14 protein-coding genes are annotated in these 17,063 nt (G+C 72.8%); 5 read left to right on the top strand and 9 right to left on the bottom strand.

All coding sequences use genetic code 11. From position 1 onward, the window contains the following. Positions 1-46 precede the first annotated feature (46 nt). The 5 genes from FKN01_RS11595 to FKN01_RS11575 form a co-directional block, all read right to left on the bottom strand. Complete coding sequence (locus tag FKN01_RS11595; protein ID WP_143619291.1) at positions 47-1,087, bottom strand: substrate-binding domain-containing protein; 1,041 nt, start codon at positions 1,085-1,087, stop codon at positions 47-49. Between the two features lie 57 nt (positions 1,088-1,144). Beyond that, complete coding sequence (locus FKN01_RS11590) at positions 1,145-2,179, bottom strand: ABC transporter permease (protein ID WP_143619289.1); 1,035 nt, start codon at positions 2,177-2,179, stop codon at positions 1,145-1,147. Next, a complete protein-coding gene (locus FKN01_RS11585; protein WP_143619287.1) occupies positions 2,176-3,702 on the bottom strand; it encodes a sugar ABC transporter ATP-binding protein in 1,527 nt (508 codons plus the stop codon). Before FKN01_RS11585 ends, FKN01_RS11590 begins: the two co-directional genes overlap by 4 nt. A gap of 65 nt (positions 3,703-3,767) precedes the next feature. Then, positions 3,768-4,949 (bottom strand): ROK family protein, encoded by a 1,182-nt coding sequence (locus FKN01_RS11580; RefSeq protein WP_143619285.1) that lies wholly within the window; start codon positions 4,947-4,949, stop codon positions 3,768-3,770. Between the two features lie 147 nt (positions 4,950-5,096). Further along, positions 5,097-6,047 (bottom strand): beta-ketoacyl-ACP synthase III, encoded by a 951-nt coding sequence (locus FKN01_RS11575; protein ID WP_143619283.1) that lies wholly within the window; start codon positions 6,045-6,047, stop codon positions 5,097-5,099. Between the two features lie 250 nt (positions 6,048-6,297). Between FKN01_RS11575 and fdhD the strand changes: the two genes are divergently transcribed. Further along, positions 6,298-7,170 (top strand): formate dehydrogenase accessory sulfurtransferase FdhD, encoded by an 873-nt coding sequence (gene fdhD, locus FKN01_RS11570; protein ID WP_143619281.1) that lies wholly within the window; start codon positions 6,298-6,300, stop codon positions 7,168-7,170. Here the strand turns inward: fdhD and FKN01_RS11565 are convergent. Continuing rightward, on the bottom strand, positions 7,131-8,141 hold the full coding sequence (locus FKN01_RS11565) for a bile acid:sodium symporter family protein (RefSeq protein WP_185992819.1): 1,011 nt from the start codon (positions 8,139-8,141) through the stop codon (positions 7,131-7,133). The genes fdhD and FKN01_RS11565 overlap by 40 nt on opposite strands. Before the next feature lie 462 nt (positions 8,142-8,603). Here FKN01_RS11565 and FKN01_RS11560 point away from each other — a divergent pair, with 462 nt between their 5' ends. Further along, complete coding sequence (locus FKN01_RS11560) at positions 8,604-10,403, top strand: long-chain fatty acid--CoA ligase (RefSeq protein ID WP_143619277.1); 1,800 nt, start codon at positions 8,604-8,606, stop codon at positions 10,401-10,403. 92 nt (positions 10,404-10,495) lie between these two features. Continuing rightward, entirely contained in the window at positions 10,496-11,332 is an 837-nt protein-coding gene (locus FKN01_RS11555) for an aldo/keto reductase (RefSeq protein WP_143619274.1), read from the top strand. 76 nt (positions 11,333-11,408) lie between these two features. Here the strand turns inward: FKN01_RS11555 and FKN01_RS11550 are convergent, their stop codons facing one another. Continuing rightward, on the bottom strand, positions 11,409-12,344 hold the full coding sequence (locus FKN01_RS11550; protein WP_143619272.1) for a trans-aconitate 2-methyltransferase: 936 nt from the start codon (positions 12,342-12,344) through the stop codon (positions 11,409-11,411). Positions 12,345-12,551: 207 nt separating this feature from the next. Between FKN01_RS11550 and FKN01_RS11545 the strand changes: the two genes are divergently transcribed. Continuing rightward, entirely contained in the window at positions 12,552-13,514 is a 963-nt protein-coding gene (locus FKN01_RS11545; RefSeq protein ID WP_143619270.1) for a LysR family transcriptional regulator, read from the top strand. Positions 13,515-13,524: 10 nt separating this feature from the next. Here the strand turns inward: FKN01_RS11545 and FKN01_RS11540 are convergent, their stop codons facing one another. Further along, positions 13,525-13,830: a 4a-hydroxytetrahydrobiopterin dehydratase gene (locus FKN01_RS11540; RefSeq protein WP_143619268.1), complete on the bottom strand. Its 306-nt coding sequence runs from the start codon at positions 13,828-13,830 to the stop codon at positions 13,525-13,527. Positions 13,831-13,893: 63 nt separating this feature from the next. Between FKN01_RS11540 and FKN01_RS11535 the strand changes: the two genes are divergently transcribed. Beyond that, positions 13,894-14,703 (top strand): helix-turn-helix domain-containing protein, encoded by an 810-nt coding sequence (locus tag FKN01_RS11535; protein ID WP_143619266.1) that lies wholly within the window; start codon positions 13,894-13,896, stop codon positions 14,701-14,703. A 50-nt stretch (positions 14,704-14,753) separates the two neighbouring features. Here FKN01_RS11535 and secD read toward each other — a convergent pair whose 3' ends face one another. Beyond that, a complete protein-coding gene (gene secD / locus FKN01_RS11530) occupies positions 14,754-17,051 on the bottom strand; it encodes a protein translocase subunit SecD (protein ID WP_143619264.1) in 2,298 nt (765 codons plus the stop codon). Between the last annotated feature and the right edge of the window lie 12 nt (positions 17,052-17,063).

The following is a 17,063-nucleotide window of genomic DNA, read 5'->3' as shown; positions in this document are numbered from 1 at the left end:
GGCTTCCTCCTCGTCGGTGGTGCGGCACGTGCGGTCGCGGGGCGGGTCAGTTGAAGCCCGTCGGCAGGTACTGGTCGACGTTGTCCTTGGTGACGACGGCGGAGTACAGGGTGAGGCTGGTGGGGATCTCCAGCTCGGAGAGGCCGGTCACGCCCTTGGACTGGCCGAGGGCGCGGGCCAGGTCGATGGCGGAGGCGGCCATGGTCGGCGGGTAGAGGACGGTGGCCTTCAGGACGCTGTCGTCCGCCTTGATGGCGTCCATCGCGGACTTGGCGCCCGCGCCGCCGACCATCAGGAACTCGTCGCGGCCGGCCTGCTGGATCGCGCGGAGGGCGCCCACCCCCTGGTCGTCGTCGTGGTTCCACAGGGCGTCGAACTTCTTCTGCGCCTGGAGCAGCTGCGCCATCTTGGCCTGGCCCGACTCCACGGTGAAGTCGGCCGCCTGACGGGCCACCAGCTGTATGTTGGGGTAGTTCTTCAGCGCGTCGGCGAAGCCCTTGCTGCGCTGCTTGGTGAGCTCCAGGTTGTCGATGCCGGCGAGCTCGACGACCTTGGCGTTCTTCTTGTCCTTGAGCTGTTCGCCGATGTAGGTCCCGGCGTTGAGGCCCATGCCGTAGTTGTCGCCGCCGACCCAGCAGCGGTACGCCTGCGGCGAGGCGAAGATCCGGTCCAGGTTGATGACGGGGATGCCGGCGCGCATGGCTTCCAGGCCGACCTGGGTGAGGGCCTTGCCGTCGGCGGGCAGGACGACCAGGACGTCGACCTTCTTGTTGATGAGGGTCTTGACCTGGCCGATCTGGGCGGCGGTGTCGTTGGAGCCCTCGGTGGTCTCCAGGGTCACTTCGGAGTACTTCTCCGCCCGGGACCTGGCGTTCTCGTTGATGGCGTTGAGCCAGCCGTGGTCCGCCTGGGGTCCGGCGAAACCGATGGTGACGGGCTTGCCCGGCTTGTCGTCGGCGGCGGGCGCCCCGCTCCGCGCGGGCGCGTCCTTCTCCTTGGGTTCGTTGCTGGTGCAGGCGGTGAGGAGGGCGCCGGCGGAGACGGCGGCGGTGCCGAACAGGAGCCCTCTGCGACTGGTTTGCGGCATGGCTGTGGAACCCTTCGTCCGGTGGGTGGGTGCGGGAGGTGAACGGGCCGGGGCCGGTCAGGTCTCGGTACGGGCGGTGCGGCTCTGGACGAGGACGGCGGCGACGATGATCGCGCCCTTGGCGATCTGCTGGACGTCGCTCTGGAGGTTGTTGAGCGCGAAGATGTTGGTGATCGTGGTGAAGATCAGGACGCCGAGGACGGAGCCGGTGATGGTGCCGCGTCCGCCGCTGAGGAGGGTGCCGCCGATGATCGCGGCGGCGATGGCGTCGAGTTCGTAGAGGTTGCCGGCGGTGTTCTGGCCGGAGCCGGACAGGATGATCAGCATGAAGGCCGCGATGCCGCAGCAGAGCCCGGACAGCAGGTAGAGGCAGAGCCGCTGCCTGCGGACGTCGATGCCCGCGAGCCGGGCCGCTTCGGCGTTGCCGCCGATGGCGACGGTGCGGCGGCCGAAGGTCGTACGGTTCAGCAGCAGCCAGCCGGCGGCGGTGACCGCGGCGAAGATCAGGACGAGCGGCGGGACGCCGAGGACGTAGGAGTCCGGGAGCCCCAGGTCCAGGACCGCGTCGACGGTGACGATCTGGGTCTTGCCGTCGGTGATCATGAGGGCGACTCCGCGCGCCGAGGCGAGCATCGCCAGCGTCGCGATGAACGGCACCACCCTCCCGTACGCGATGAGCACCCCGTTGACCAGCCCTGCGCCGAGACCGACGAGGACGGCGGTGAACAGGATGCCCGCGAGCCCGTACTCCTGGGTGGCGACCGTGCTCGCCCAGACGGAGGCGAGGGCGACCATGGCGCCGACCGAGAGGTCGATGCCGCCCGAGGTGATGACGAAGGTGACGCCGACGGTGACGACACCGATCACCGACGCCTGGGTCAGGACGAGCTGGAGGTTCCCGGTGTCCAGGAAGGCGTCGGGCTCGGTGAATCCGCCGACGGCCACCAGCACGGCGAGGATGCCGAGCAGGGACAGGGTGTGCAGGTCCGGGCGCAGTCCGAGGGTGCGCGGAGGTGCGGGCTTCTTCGGGGTCACGGGGGCGGGGGCCTGGTCCGGCCCGCTCTGCCGCGCCGTGGGAACGGGGTGGGTCATGGCGTCGGGCTCCCTTCCATCACGAGGTCGAGTACGCGGTGCTCGTCCAGGTCCGCGGCGTCGGCGGTGTGCACGACCCGCCCCTCGCGCAGCACGAGCACCCGGTCGGCGAGGCCCAGGACTTCGGGCACTTCGCTGGAGACGAGCAGCACGGCCAGCCCTTCGTCGGCCAGCCGGCGGATCACGGCGTAGAGCTCGGCCCGGGCGCCGACGTCGACGCCGCGGGTCGGTTCGTCCAGCAGCAGCACCCGGCAGCCGCGCAGCAGCCAGCGGGCCAGGACCGCCTTCTGCTGGTTGCCGCCGGAGAGGGTGCGGACGGCGGTGTCCGGGTTGTCGGGGTGCAGCGACAGGGCACGGGCGGCCTCGCTCGCCGCCCGGCGCTCCGCGACGCGGTCGAGCCGGCCGGCCCTGGAGTAGCGGGACAGGGTGGACAGCGAGACGTTGCGGGTGACGGACTCGAGCATCAGCAGGGCCTGGGCCTTGCGCTCCTCGGGGGCGAGGCCGATGCCGGCCGCGACGGCGGAGCGCACGCTCCCGGGCCGCAGCGCCTTCCCGTCGACGGTGACCCGTCCGGCGGTGGCCCGGCGGGCGCCGTAGACCGTCTCCAGGATCTCGGAGCGCCCGGACCCGACGAGCCCGGCGAGGCCGACGATCTCGCCCGGCCGCACCTCCAGGTCGACCGGGGCGAACTCCCCGTCCCTGGCGAGTCCTTCGACGGTGAGTACGGGGGCGGCCTCGGCGCGCCGGGCGGGCGGCGGGGTCCGGGGCGGGAAGACGTACTCCACCTCGCGGCCCGTCATCAGCGCCACGATGTCGTGCGTCGGGGTGGTCTCGGCGGGCAGCCCGGTGGCGACGGCCCGGCCGTCCTTCAGCACCGTCACCCGGTCGCCGATGCGGCGGATCTCCTCCAGGCGGTGCGAGATGTAGACGACGGCGACGCCCTGGGCGGTGAGCGAGGCGATGACCCGGAAGAGGTTGCCGACCTCGTCGGGGTCGAGCGCGGCGGACGGTTCGTCCATCACGATGAGCCGTACGTCGTGCGAGAGGGCGCGGGCCATGGACACGATCTGCTGCTGGGCGGCGGAGAGTTCACCGACCGGGCGGGCCGGGTCGATCTCCGGGTGGCCGAGCCGGGCCAGCAGGGCGGCGGCCTCGGCGCGGGCGCGGCGGGAGCGGACGACGAAGCCGGCGCTGGTGAACTCGTGGCCCAGGAAGACGTTCTCGGCGACCGACAGGCCCCGGACCAGGTCGAGTTCCTGGTAGATCGTGGCGATGCCGAGGCGCATCGCGGCCAGCGGCGACTTGAGTTCGGCGGGTGCGCCGCGCCAGGTGATCTCGCCGCCGTCGGGCTGGTGGGCGCCGGCCAGGACCTTGATGAGGGTGGACTTGCCGGCCCCGTTCTGGCCGAGGAGGCAGTGCACTTCGCCGGCCTGGACCTCCAGGTCGACGCCGTCGAGGGCGCGGACACCGGGGAAGGACTTGGTGATGCCGGACATGGTGAGCAGCGGTGGTTGCGGAGCCATGACGAATCCCCTCGGCGGACGAGGTGCGGGTGTGTGGGGCCGGCCGCACGGGCGGGCCGGGCGGGTCAGGCGGGTGAGAAGAGGTGGTCGCTGATGAGCCTGGCCGCGCCGGTGACTCCGGCGGCGGGCCCCAGCTCGCCCAGGACGATCGGTAGGTTGCCGGTGGCCAGCGGCAGGGAGCGCCGGTAGACCTGGGCCCGGACGGCGGCCAGCAGGGTGTGGCCGAGTCCGGTCACCCCGCCGCCGATCACCACCAGGGCGGGGTTGAAGAAGCTGACGAGGCCCGCGATGACCTGGCCGACGCGGTTGCCGCCCTCGCGGATCAGGAGGAGCGAGGTGGCGTCCCCGGCGGCAGCGGCGGCGGCCACGTCCGCGGCGGTGAGCCGGCCGGACGCGTCGAGGCGGGCCGCCAGCTCCGCGGACCGTCCGGACCGGGCCGCGTCCTCGGCGTCGCGGGCCAGGGCGGCGCCGCTGAAGTGGGCTTCCAGGCAGCCCCGGTTGCCGCAGGCGCAGAGCCGGCCGCCGGGTTCGACCTGGATGTGCCCGATGTCGCCGGCGCTGCCCGTCGCGCCCCGGTGGACGGCGCCGCCGACGACGATGCCGCAGCCGATGCCCGTACCGATCTTGACGCAGAGGAAGTCGCCCACGGAACGGGCGACGCCCGCCTGCTGCTCCCCGAGGGCCATCAGGTTCACGTCGTTGTCGACCATGACCGGGCAGCCCAGCTCCTGGCTGAGCGCCTCGCGGACCGGGAAGCCGTCCCAGCCGGGCATGATCGGGGGTGCGACGGGGACGCCCTCGGGGAAGCGGACCGGTCCGGGGACACCGATCCCGGCGCCGTCGAAGCCGGCGGCGAGCCCGGCGTCCCGGAGCTTCGCCGCCATGGACAGCACCTGCTCGAAGACCGCGACGGGGCCTTCGCGTACGTCCATCGGGTGGTTGAGGTGGCCCAGGACCTCCAGCTCCGCGTTGGTGACCGCCACGTCGACGGAGGTGGCGCCGATGTCGACGCCGAGGAAGCGCAGGTGCGGGGCGAGGCGGACGTTGTGCGAGCGGCGTCCGCCCCGGGACGCGGCCAGCCCGTCGGCGACGACGAGTCCGGTCTCCAGCAGCCGGTCGACCTCGACGGCCAGCTTGGACCGGGAGAGGTCGACCTGATCGCCCAGCTTCGCCCGGGAGTTGGGCCCGCCGTCGCGCAACAGCCGGAGCAGCCGCGCCTGGTGGGCGTTCGCGGGTCGTGCCGTCATGCGTCTCACGCGCCCCTCCCGCCTCGTCGGCCTGTCCGTCGGGCTTGGGAGGGGAACGTAGCAGCGGTTGCCGGGGCTGGGAAGAAGTCGCGCGGAAATCCGGCGAACTTTCTCCACTGCGAGGACAAAGGCTGGGTCACCCTCGGTTCACGGGCAGCTGATCACCTGTCCCGCGTAGCTGAGGTTGCCGCCGAAGCCGAAGAGGAGCACGGGCGCGCCGCCGGGGATCTCGCCCCGTTCGACGAGCTTGGACAGGGCCATCGGGATGGAGGCGGCGGAGGTGTTGCCGGAGTCGACCACGTCGCGCGCGACGACGGCGTTGACCGCGCCGATCCTCCGGGCGACGGGCTCGATGATCCGCAGGTTGGCCTGGTGCAGGACGACCGCGGCCAGGTCCTCGGGGGTCAGGCCCGCCTTCTCGCAGACCTTGCGGGCGATGGGGGGCAGCTGGGTGGTGGCCCAGCGGTAGACCGCCTGGCCCTCCTGCGCGAAGCGCGGCGGCGTCCCCTCGATGCGGACCGCGTCCCCCATGCCGGGGACCGACCCCCACAGGACCGGTCCGATGCCGGGGCGCCCGCTCCGCGCCGTATCGGCGACGACGACGGCCGCGCCGGCGCCGTCCCCCATCAGCACGCAGCTGGAACGATCCGTCCAGTCGACGATGTCGCCCATCTTGTCGGCGCCGATGACCAGGGCCCGGGTGGCGGCACCGGCCCGCAGCGTGTGGTCGGCGGTGGCGAGGGCGTGGGTGAAGCCGGAGCACACCACGTTGATGTCCATCACCGCGGGCGCCGCCATGCCGAGGCGGGCGGCGACCCGGGCCGACATGCTCGGCGAGCGGTCGATGGCGGTGGAGGTGGCGACCAGCACCAGGTCGATGTCGGACGGCTGGAGACCGGCCGAGGCGAGGGCCTTGGCGGCGGCGTGCGCGGCCAGCTCGTCCACCGGCTCGTCGGGGCCGCCGATGTGACGGGTCCTGATGCCGACGCGGCTGGTGATCCACTCGTCACTGGTGTCGACCATGGCAGCCAGATCGTGGTTGGTGAGCACCTTGGCGGGCTGGTAGTGGCCGAGCGCCACGACACGTGAGCCGGTCATAAACAAAGGTCCCCTCGCTCCATCTGTCAGGAACCAACCAGTCTTGGTCGCTACCGCCCGGTACGGGGGCAGGTGATCCCACAGGATTACCGGCCCCGGCTTGGAGGGCTCGGCACCACCCGCCGGTGGCCGGGGACCCGCCCCTCCCGTTGCGGCACCGCCCCGGAGGTGCAGGACAATGGCAGCGTCGGGTGCACCGCCGGTGCGCCCTCATCCCCACCTCACACACGGAAACACGGGTTCAACGGTCATGGGACGGGTCACCGAGCGCCGCCGCACCATCCGCATCCGGGACGGGGCCGTCTCCTCCCGCCCCGACACCCTGGTCGCCGAGGAGCCCCTGGAGATCCGGCTGAACGGGAAGCCGCTGGCCATCACCATGCGCACCCCGGGCGACGACTTCGCGCTGGCGGCGGGCTTCCTGGTCAGCGAGGGCGTGATCGGCGACCGGGGCGATGTGCGGTCGATCGTGTACTGCGCGGGCGCGACCGCGGAAGGGGTCAACACGTACAACGTGGTGGACGTCGGGCTCGCGCCGGGCGTCGAGGTCCCCGACCTCACGCTGGAGCGCAACGTCTACACCACGTCGTCGTGCGGGCTGTGCGGCAAGGCCAGCCTGGACGCCGTGCGCACCACGACCCGGCACCCCGTCGCCGACGCTCCCCCGCTGCTGCTGGCCCCCTCGCTGCTGGCCGGACTGCCGGACCGGCTGCGGGCGGCCCAGCGGGTCTTCGACCGGACCGGCGGCCTGCACGCGGCGGCGCTGTTCTCGGAGACCGGCGAGCTGATGGACGTACGGGAGGACGTGGGGCGGCACAACGCGGTCGACAAGCTGGTGGGCCGGGCGCTGACCGACGGGCGGCTCCCGCTGTCCCGGTCGGTCCTGCTGGTGTCGGGGCGGGCCTCGTTCGAGCTGGCGCAGAAGGCGGTGATGGCCGGCATCCCCGTGCTGGCGGCCGTCTCGGCGCCCTCCTCCCTCGCCGTCGACCTGGCCGCCGAGACGGGCCTGACCCTGGTCGGCTTCCTGCGGGGGCCCTCGATGAACGTGTACGCGGGAGAGCACCGCATCGCGCTGGAGGCGGGTCAGCCCACCGGTACGGCCTCCGGCGACGCCTCCGCCTGAGCGTCACGGGCGCGCCGTCCGGCGATCACCGCGCAGACCATCAGCTGCATCTGGTGGAAGAGCATCAGCGGCAGCACCGCCAGGCTCGCCTGCGCGCCGAAGAGGACGCTGGCCATGGGCAGCCCGGAGGCCAGGCTCTTCTTCGAGCCGGCGAACTGGATCGCGACGCGGTCGGCCCGGCCGAAGCCGAGGCGCTTCGCGCCGTACCAGGTCACCGTGAGCATCAGCGCGAGCAGGACCGCCTCGGCCGCGAGGAGCGCGCCGAGCCGGGCCGGGGTGACCTGGTGCCAGATGCCGGCGACCATGCCCTCGCTGAACGCGGTGTAGACGACGAGCAGGATCGAGCCGCGGTCGACCAGGCCGAGGACCTTGCGGTGCCGGGCGACGAACCCTCCGACGCGCCGGCGCAGCAGCTGCCCCGCGGCGAACGGTGCCAGCAGCTGGACGCCGATCTTCAGCAGGGCGTCACCGGAGAATCCGCCGCCGCTGCCGCCCAGCAGCGCGGCGGCGAGGAGCGGGGTGAGGAAGATCCCGGCGATCGAGGAGAAGGAACCCGCGCAGATCGCGGCGGGCACGTTGCCCCGGGCGGTCGAGGTGAAGGCGATCGACGACTGGATGGTCGAGGGGACGAGGCACAGGAAGAGGAAGCCGCTCTGCAGCTGCGGTGACAGGACATACGGCACGAGTCCCGCGCTCGCCAGGCCCAGGACGGGGAAGACGACGAAGGTACAGGCCAGCACCGTGAGGTGGAGCCGCCAGTGCCGCAGCCCGTCCAGTGCCTCGGCCGTCGACAGGCGCGCCCCGTACAGGCAGAAGAGGAGCGCGACCGCGCCCGTGGAGGCCCCGCCGGCCACCTCGGCGGCCGGGCCCGAGGCCGGAAGCAGCGCCGCGAGGACGACCGTGCCGATCAGCGCCGCTATGTACGGGTCGGCCGGCAGCCAGGACGGCGGCTTCGGTATGCGGCGGCTCAGGTGTTTCACGTGTTCTTCCGTTCGGGTCGTGTCGTGCCCGGACCCATCCTGCGCGCGGGGGGCCGCGATCGGGAAATGCGAGCGTCGGGCCGTTACCGCCCTCACCATCGGGGTGAGCAGGCATGACGGGGCGCCGGGCCGGGAAGGACGCACGGGACGCGAGGGCCGGTATCGGGCGGACCGATCCCCTCACACCGCCCGAAGCGGGACACAACCGCCCACACCGGCAGTGATCGCGGCGTACAGATTCGGTGGAGATTCCCGTGCGAGCCGCTTACCCCGCGGTCCCAAGCACGCCCGAGCCTTGCCCATCTGGCCGGATTTCGGCCCCTGACCTGTGCGGATGCCAAGTGGTGGGGACCGCTTTGGACCCTCCCGCCCCAAGGCCCCTTGGGGTAGCGTCGCGGCGCTGTGCGGAGCACCCCAAGGAGCAGGTCATTGCGCGAGTTCACTGTCCCACCCATGGCGGCCGCGCCCCTCGTGGGCGGCCTCGCCGACGTCGTGTTCGACCACGCCGACACGGAGCCGCACCGGGTGGCGCTCGGCCGGAAGGACGCGGACGGGAACTGGCAGGACGTGACGTCCGCCGCCTTCCGTGACGAGGTGCTGGCGCTGGCCAAGGGGCTGATCGCGCACGGGGTGCGGTTCGGCGACAGGGTCGCCCTGATGTCGCGTACGCGCTACGAGTGGACCGTGTTCGACTTCGCGCTGTGGGCGGTGGGCGCCCAGTCGGTGCCGGTCTACCCGACGTCCTCCGCCGAGCAGGTGCTGTGGATGCTGCACGACGCCGAGGTGTCGGCGGTGCTGGTGGAGCACGAGGACCACGCGATGACGGTGGCCTCGGTCATCGACCGGCTGCCCCGGCTGAAGCGGCTGTGGCAGCTGGACGCCGGCGCGGTGGCGGAGCTGGTCGAGGCGGGTGCGCACGTCGAGGACGAGGTGGTGCACCGGCACCGGCGGGCGGTGACCCCGGAGTCGGTGGCGACCGTCATCTACACCTCGGGCACCACCGGCCGCCCCAAGGGCTGCGTCCTCACGCACGCCAACTTCATGTTCGAGGCGGACACCATGGCCTCGCGCTGGGAGCCGGTCTTCCACTCCAGACCGGACGACGAGGCGGTGACGCTGCTCTTCCTCCCGCTGGCGCACGTCTTCGGGCGGATGGTGGAGGTCACCGCGATCCGGGGCCGGGTGAAGCTGGGGCACCAGCCGGAACTGTCCGCGAAGGCCCTGATGCCGGACCTGGTCTCCTTCCGGCCGACGTTCATCCTGGCGGTGCCGTACATCTTCGAGAAGGTCTTCAACGCGGCCCGGCGCAAGGCGGAGGCGGAGGGCAGGGCGGGCCCGTTCGACAAGGCGGTCGACATCGCGGTGAAGTACGCGGAGGCGATGGAGGCCCGGTCCTTCGGCACCGGCCCGGGGCCTTCGGCCGGGCTGCGGATGCAGCACCAGTTCTTCGACAAGGTCGTGTACAAGAAGGTCCGCGAGGCGATGGGCGGCCGTATCCGGCACGCCATGTCGGGCGGCTCCGGCATGGAGCGCCGGCTCGGGCTGTTCTTCGCGGGCGCCGGGGTGACGGTGTACGAGGGGTACGGGCTGACCGAGACGACGGCCGCGGCCACCGCCAATCCGCCGGAGCGCACCCGGTACGGCACGGTCGGGCAGCCGATCCCAGGCAGCACGGTGCACATCGCACAGGACGGGGAGGTGTGGGTGCACGGCGCCCATGTCTTCGGCGGGTACCTCGGCGACCCGAAGGCGAGCGACGCGGTGCTCAACGACGGCTGGCTGGCCACCGGGGACCTGGGGGCGCTGGACGAGGACGGCTATCTGACGATCACCGGGCGGAAGAAGGAGATCCTGGTGACGTCCGGCGGCAAGAGCGTGTCGCCGACGGCCCTGGAGGAGCGGGTGCGGGCGCATCCGCTGGTGGCGCAGTGCATCGTCGTCGGCAACGACCGGCCCTATGTGGCGGCGCTGGTCACCGTGGACCAGGAGGCCGTGGAGCACTGGCTGGCCATGCAGGGGCGGCCAACGCTGACCCCGGGCGAGCTGGTCCGCGATCCCGGCCTGGAGATGGAGGTGCGCCGGGCGGTGGTGGCGGCGAACACCGCGGTCTCGCAGGCGGAGTCCATCCGTACCTTCCGCATCCTGGCCCACCAGTTCAGCGAGCAGCACGGACTGCTCACCCCGTCGCTGAAGCTGAAGCGCAAGGCGATCGAGGCGGCCTACGAGGCCGAGGTGGACGCGCTGTACCGCTGAGCGCGGAACGGATCGGCGCGGGCGGGAATGCGTGGGCGTCCTTGATCGTTGATCCTGGGAGTCAGACCCCTCAACGTTAGGATCCTCAGCTCGTGAGCCAGGTCCCCTCCCTCACCCTCAACAACGGCGTCGAGATGCCCCAGCTCGGGTTCGGAGTCTGGCAGGTGCCGGACGACGAGGCGGCGAAGGCGGTCGCCACCGCCATCGAGTCCGGGTACCGCAGCATCGACACCGCCGCGATCTACCAGAACGAGGCGGGCACGGGCAAGGCCATCGCCGCCTCGGGCGTCGCCCGCGACGAGCTGTTCGTGACCACCAAGCTGTGGAACACCGAGCAGGGCTACGACGCGACGCTGCGCGCCTTCGACGCCTCGCTGGAGAAGCTGGGCCTCGACTACGTCGACCTGTATCTGATCCACTGGCCGGTGCCGGCCAAGGACGCGTACGTCGACACCTACCGGGCGTTCGAGAAGATCTACGCCGACGGCCGCGCGAAGGCCATCGGGGTGTCGAACTTCCTCCCGGAGCACCTGGAGCGGCTGCTCGGTGAGACCTCCGTGGTGCCGGCGCTCAATCAGATCGAGCTGCACCCGCAGCTCCAGCAGGCCGAGTCCCGTGCCCTGCACGCCAAGCACGGCATCCTCACCGAGGCGTGGTCGCCGCTCGGTTCCGGCAAGGGCCTCCTGGAGGTCCCGACGGTCCTCGCGGTCGCCCGCAAGCACAACCGCACGCCCGCCCAGGCGGTGCTGCGCTGGCACCTCCAGACGGGCAACGTGGTGATCCCGAAGTCCGTGACGCCGTCGCGGATCGCGGAGAACATCGACGTGTTCGACTTTGAACTGGACGCCGACGACCTGGCCGCCTTCGCGGCGCTGGACGAGGGCAAGCGGCTCGGCCCGAACCCGGGCGAGTTCAACGCCGGCGCCTGACCGCCTCGCTCCCGCGCAACCGCCGCCCCCGCTCCTGTGCGAGCGGGGGCGGCGGTTGCGTCGTCCTGGGACCGGCTCAGGCGTCGCGCCGGCCCAGGTGGAGGGTGCGGGCCAGGAGCAGGAAGACGTCCGGGCGGCGGTGCAGGGATGCCGGGTCCCCGGGGTCGAGGAGCCGGTCGAGCACCGCGTTGTCGTCGGCGCCGAGGTGGTCGCGCAGCCCCTCGCGGCGGCGGGTGAAGTCCGCGACGACCTGTTCCCGGGCCGCGTCGCCCAGGGGTGCGGGCAGGTCGAGCAGGAAGCTGCGGGTGCCCTGCGGGGTGAGCCCGGCGGCGTCGAAGAGGGCCGCCCAGTTCTCGACCTCGCGCCGGGCGTCGGGCAGCTCCGCGCGCATCTCCTGGAAGAGTTCCGCCTCGGCGGCCTCCATCCGGGCTTCCAGGCCGGGCCTGCCGAAGCCCAGGTCGCGCGGGAGCTGCCGGGGCTGGAGCCCGCCCTCGACCAGGGCGACGGTGCCGCCGGGGCGCAGCAGCCCGCCGAATCCGGCGAGCACGGCGCGCTGGTCGCCCATGTGGTGCAGGGTGTTGCCGGCCCAGATCAGGTCGGCCTCGCCGAGGGCGGAGAGCTCTTCGGGGAGGGTGGCGTGCAGGGTGGTGACGCGGCCGTCCAGCCCGAGCCGGCGCGCCCGGTCCCGGGTGCGCTCCAGGAGGGCGGGGGTGCCGTCGACGGCGACGACCTCGGCGTCCGGGAAGACCTCGGCGAGCAGGCAGGCGACGACGCCGGGGCCGGCACCGACGTCGAGGACCCGGCGGACCTCCGGGGCGGTGGGCAGGGCGGCGATCCAGCGGGCCGCCTCGGTGTACTGCGCGCTGCTGAGCTCGGCGTTGCGCTCCAGGAGCGGGGCCATGACGTCCCAGTCGGGTTCGGACCCGCCGTGGTGGTGCCCGTGCGCGGAGGGCTCGTGGTGCAGGCTGTGGTGGCCGTCGTGGTGATGGCCGTGGCCGGAGTGGTTGCTCATGGCACCAGGGTCACCAAGGCCCGCCCCCGAGGCAAACATCCTTGCCGTTCCGGCAAGCCGCCGGTCTCGTCGCAGTCCGTTGCCCCCTGATCGCGATCCGGTACCGGGAGGAGACTCCGGGCCCCGGCCGCCGCTCGCAGGGAACGGGCCAGAGGTCTGTACCAACGACGTATTGCCGTGCGGCCACGGGGGTCATAACGTGCGGTGATGGAGCTGGAGTTGCGCCATCTGCGAACCGTACGTGCCATCGCCGACACGGGCAGCCTGACGAAGGCGGCCACCGCGCTGGGCCTCGCGCAGCCCGCGCTCAGCGCGCAGCTGAGGCGGATCGAGAAGGCGCTGGGCGGCCCGCTGTTCGACCGCGACCACACGGGCGCGCGGGCGACGCCGCTGGGCGAACTCGTCCTGGAGCGGGCCCGGGTCGTCCTGCCCGCCGTCAGCGAGCTCCAGGAGGAGGCCGTCCGGTTCGCCAACGCGATGGGGTCCATGGAGCGGTTCCGGCTGGGCGGCACGCACGGCCCGCTGCTCGGCGGTCTCGTGGACCGGCTGGCCGCCGCGCACCCGGCGGCGCCGGTTTCCACGTACACCTCCTGGTCGGTGGCCGAGATCGCCTCGCAACTGGTGGACGGGCGGCTCGACTTCGCGCTGATCGGGACCTGCGGCGAGAGCGCCCCGCCGGAGACGGACCGGCTGGAGTGGCAGGTCGTGGGGGTCGATCCGGTCTTCGTGATGCTGCCGGAGACCCATCCGCTGGCCGCCCGGGCCGAGTTGGAGCTGTCCGAGCTGGCGGACGAGTGCTGGGCGGACGTGCCGGGCGACGGCTGCTTCGCCGACTGCTTCGTGGCGGCGTGCGCGCGGGCGGGGTTCCGCCCGGTGTCGGTCTACGAGACGGACACCTCGTCCGTCGTCCATCTCGTCCAGGTGGGGCGTGCGGTGGGGCTGTGCCGGGCGACGTTCCCGCCGGCACCGGGCGTGGTGACGCGCCCGGTCGCCGGGGCCCCGCTCAGCTGGCGCCACCTGCTGGGCTGGCATCCGCGCTCGGCCGCCGCGTCGGCGGCGGCCGGAGCGGTGAGCGGTCACACCCGGGCGGCGTACGCCCAGGCGGTGGAGCGCAGCGAGAGCTACACGCGCTGGCTCGCCACGCACCCCGGGTTCGGGTCCTCGGTGTGAGCGAAAGCGGCTACTCCGCCCCGTGCCCCGGCGCCACCGCCGCGACCCGGGCGGCCAGGCCCAGGTCCTTCTCGGTGACCTTGCCGCCCGCGTCGTGGGAGTTCACGGTCAGCGCGACCGTGTTGTAGCCGAGGGTCAGGTCGCTGTGGTGGTTCAGCTCGTCCTGGATCGCGGCGACGTGCATCGCGAGGGCGGCGGCGGCGAGGTGCGAGGGCAGCCGGTAGGTGCGGGCGATCCGGTCCCCCTCCAGCGTCCAGCCGGGCAGCTCGCGCAGCCGGTCCTCGATCTCGTTCCGCGACAGCGGTGCGGCGGGCATGGGGCGGCTCCCTCACTGGTGGTCGATGCCGGTCGGCGGTGCCGGTGACGTTACGGTCTCCGTATGACAACTGTCGCGCTCGACACGGGGGTAGGGCCGCTGCTGCGCAGCTGGCGGGAGCGGCGCCGGGTCAGCCAGCTGGAGCTCGCGCTGCGGGCCGGCTCCTCGGCCCGGCACATCTCGTTCATCGAAACGGGGCGCTCGCGCCCCAGCGAGGAGATGGTGCTGAGGCTCGCCGAGCACCTGGACGTGCCGGTACGGGAACGCAATGCCCTGCTGGTGATGGCGGGTTACGCCCCGCACTACGCGGAGACCGCGCTCGACGACCCGGCGATGGGGGCGCTGCGGGACGGCCTCGACCGGCTGCTGCGGGGCTACGAACCGTATCCGGCGTTCGTCGTGGACGGGACGTACACGGTGGTGGCGGCCAATCGGGGGATGACCCGGCTGCTCGACGGCGTACCGGAACACCTGCTGGCGCCGCCGCTGAACGCGATGCGGCTCACCCTGCACCCGGAGGGCCTGGCTCCGCGCATCCGGAATCTGCGCGAGTGGCGGGCGGACCTCCTCGCGCAGATGGAGCGCCAGATCGCCCTGCTGCGTTCGCCGGAGCTGCGCGAGCTGTACGAGGAGGTCGCGGGCTACCCGCTGCCGGCGGGGCCGGACGGGGGCGAGGTCCGGCGACCGCCCTCGTCGCCGGTGCCGTTCGCCCTGCCGCTGGTCATCGAGCACGACGGGCACGTGCTGTCCTTCGTCGCCTCGATCGCCACCTTCAACACGCCGATGGACGTGACGGTGGCGGAGCTGGCCATCGAGACGCTGTTGCCGGCCGACGCGGACACCGCCGCGTATCTGCGCTCGCCGTCGCCCTGAGGGCGGGCCGGGCCCGTGTCCGCCCGTCGGGTGACACGGGCCCGTCCGCGCTACACCCGCGCCCCGTTGTCGTGCGGGTCGCGGCGTCCGGCGCCCTGCCGGGGGCGCGGGGCCCGGGTGCGGGCGGGCGGCGGGACCTTGCTGGTGCGTTCCAGCAGCAGCGCGGCCGGTACGGCGGTCATCACCGAGGAGTACGTGCCGATGACGATGCCGATGAGCAGGGCGAGCGCGAAGTCCTCCAGCGAGTCGCCGCCCAGGACGGCGAGGGCGGTGAGGATGAACAGGGCGCCCATCCCGGTGTTCACCGTCCGGGGCACGGTCTGCAGGACCGCCCGGTTCGCCACCTCGGCGAGGGGTTTGCGGCGGGCCTTCGCCCACAGCTCCCGCACCCGGTCGAAGACCACCACCGAGTCGTTGACGGAGTAGCCGATGACGGTGAGGAGCGCCGCCAGGAAGATGCCGTCGATGGTGCGTCCGAGCCAGGCGAAGGTCCCGATCAGGATGATCACGTCGTGCACGAGCGCCCCCACCGAGGCGACGGCGAACGTCCAGCGGAACCGGACCGCCAGATAGGCCAGTTGCACGAGTACGGCGATGGCCAGGGCGATCAGGGCGTTGCGCCGCAGTTCGTCGCCGAGGCTGGGGCCGATCAGCTCGTCGCGGACCTTGGTGGTCTCGCCGCCCTCGGCGGCCAGGGCGGCCCGCAGCGCGTGTTCGCCGTCGTTGTCGAGCTCGCCGGTGCGCACGGAGATGTCGCCCGCGCCGGCCGTGGTGACTTCCGCGTCCCCGAACCCGGCGCCCGCGAGGGCGGTGCGCGCGGCCTCGACGTCCACGGGGCGGCTGGTGGAGTACTCGACGAGGCGTCCGCCGGTGAACTCGACGCCGAAGTTCACCCCGCGCACCACGATGCCGGCGACGGCCACCGCGATCAGCACGGCGGAGACCGTCAGCCAGCGGCGCGGGAAGCGCATCGGCTGCGGGTCGCGCCGGGTGAGCCAGGTCCGCACCCGGCCCGGGATCGCGATGCCGTTGACGCCCCGGTAGTTCGCGACGAACCGGGAGCGGGCGGCGGTCTCGGTGAGGGCGCGGGCGATGACCAGCGCGGAGAACATCGACGCCAGGACGCCGATGGCGAGCGTGACACCGAAGCCCTTGACCGGTCCGGAGCCGAGGAAGAACAGCAGCCCGGCCGCGATGAGCGTCGTCACGTTGGAGTCGGCGACGGCCGTCCAGGCGCCCTTGAACCCGGCGGCGAGCGAGGCCCGCAGGCTCTTCCCGGACCGCCCCGCGTACTCCTCCCTGGCCCGCTCGAAGACCAGCACGTTCGCGTCGACGGCCATGCCGATGGCCAGCACGAAGCCGGCGAGGCCGGGCAGGGTCAGCGTGACGCCGAGGGCGACGAGGGTCGCGTACGAGATCACTCCGTACGCCGCGAGCGCCACGGCGGCGAGCGCGCCGAAGAGGCGGTAGATCACGATGATGAACAGGGCGGTGGCCGCCGCCCCGATCAGGGCGGCCCGCGCGCTGGCGTCGATCGCGGCGGCGCCGAGCGTCGGGCCGACCGTCCGCTGCTCCACGATCTCGACGGGCACGGGCAGCGCGCCGCCCTCGATCAGCAGCGCGAGCTCGCGGGCCTCGTCCGCGCTGAACGAGCCGGTGATCTGGGTGGACCCGGAGGGCAGGCCCGTGCCGCAGGAGACCGTCGGCGAGACCTGCGGCGAGGAGATCACCCGCTTGTCGAGCACGATGGCGACCCGGCGCCGCTCGTCCTGCACCGGGTGGCAGGCCGCCTCGCCGGTCAGCCGGGTCCACTCCCGGCCGGCGTCCTTGTGGAAGTCGAGCGACACGGTCCAGCCGGCGCCCTGCTGGGCGTCGAAGGACGCGGACGCCTCCTTGACCCCGGCGCCGGAGAGCGCGGCGGGTCCGAGGTCCAGTTCGCGGCCCTGTTCGTCGGGGAGGGTCAGCCCCTTGCCGTCTCCGGCGGCCTTCTCCTTCCCCGGGCCCTGGACGGCGTGGAAGGTCAGCTGGGCGGTCTTGCCGATGACCTCGGCGGCCTTGCGGGGGTCCTGGACGTCCGGGAGCTCCACGATGATCCGGTCCTCGCCGGACCGGGTGAGGACCGGCTCCGTCACCCCGAGCGAGTCGATGCGCCGGCGCAGCACCTCCAGGGTCCGGTCGGTGCTCTCGCGGTCGGCCTTCGCGGTGTCGGAGTCCTCGGCCTGGAGCACCATCCGGGTGCCGCCCCGGAGATCGAGGCCGAGTCTGGGGGACATGGTCAGCGTGATGAACACGGAGACGAGCAGCACGGCCGCAGCCAGAACCGCCCGCACCGTGGTGGCGCGCGTCATTACGGGTTTCCT

It is taken from the genome of Streptomyces sp. 130 (genome assembly GCF_007096885.1).
Classification (GTDB): domain Bacteria; phylum Actinomycetota; class Actinomycetes; order Streptomycetales; family Streptomycetaceae; genus Streptomyces.
The sequence above is the reverse complement of the archived record's forward strand: the minus strand, read 5'-3'. Positions and strand labels throughout refer to the sequence as shown.

What these genes read in the sequence shown, in the direction of transcription:
- FKN01_RS11595 (WP_143619291.1), bottom strand. Translation starts at nt 1,087, where the DNA reads ATGCCGCAAACCAGTCGCAGAGGGCTCCTGTTCGGCACCGCCGCCGTC.
- FKN01_RS11590 (WP_143619289.1), bottom strand. Translation starts at nt 2,179, where the DNA reads ATGACCCACCCCGTTCCCACGGCGCGGCAGAGCGGGCCGGACCAGGCC.
- FKN01_RS11585 (WP_143619287.1), bottom strand. Translation starts at nt 3,702, where the DNA reads ATGGCTCCGCAACCACCGCTGCTCACCATGTCCGGCATCACCAAGTCC.
- FKN01_RS11580 (WP_143619285.1), bottom strand. Translation starts at nt 4,949, where the DNA reads ATGACGGCACGACCCGCGAACGCCCACCAGGCGCGGCTGCTCCGGCTG.
- FKN01_RS11575 (WP_143619283.1), bottom strand. Translation starts at nt 6,047, where the DNA reads ATGACCGGCTCACGTGTCGTGGCGCTCGGCCACTACCAGCCCGCCAAG.
- fdhD (WP_143619281.1), top strand. Translation starts at nt 6,298, where the DNA reads ATGGGACGGGTCACCGAGCGCCGCCGCACCATCCGCATCCGGGACGGG.
- FKN01_RS11560 (WP_143619277.1), top strand. Translation starts at nt 8,604, where the DNA reads ATGGCGGCCGCGCCCCTCGTGGGCGGCCTCGCCGACGTCGTGTTCGAC.
- FKN01_RS11550 (WP_143619272.1), bottom strand. Translation starts at nt 12,344, where the DNA reads ATGAGCAACCACTCCGGCCACGGCCATCACCACGACGGCCACCACAGC.
- FKN01_RS11545 (WP_143619270.1), top strand. Translation starts at nt 12,552, where the DNA reads ATGGAGCTGGAGTTGCGCCATCTGCGAACCGTACGTGCCATCGCCGAC.
- FKN01_RS11540 (WP_143619268.1), bottom strand. Translation starts at nt 13,830, where the DNA reads ATGCCCGCCGCACCGCTGTCGCGGAACGAGATCGAGGACCGGCTGCGC.
- FKN01_RS11535 (WP_143619266.1), top strand. Translation starts at nt 13,894, where the DNA reads ATGACAACTGTCGCGCTCGACACGGGGGTAGGGCCGCTGCTGCGCAGC.
- secD (WP_143619264.1), bottom strand. Translation starts at nt 17,051, where the DNA reads ATGACGCGCGCCACCACGGTGCGGGCGGTTCTGGCTGCGGCCGTGCTG.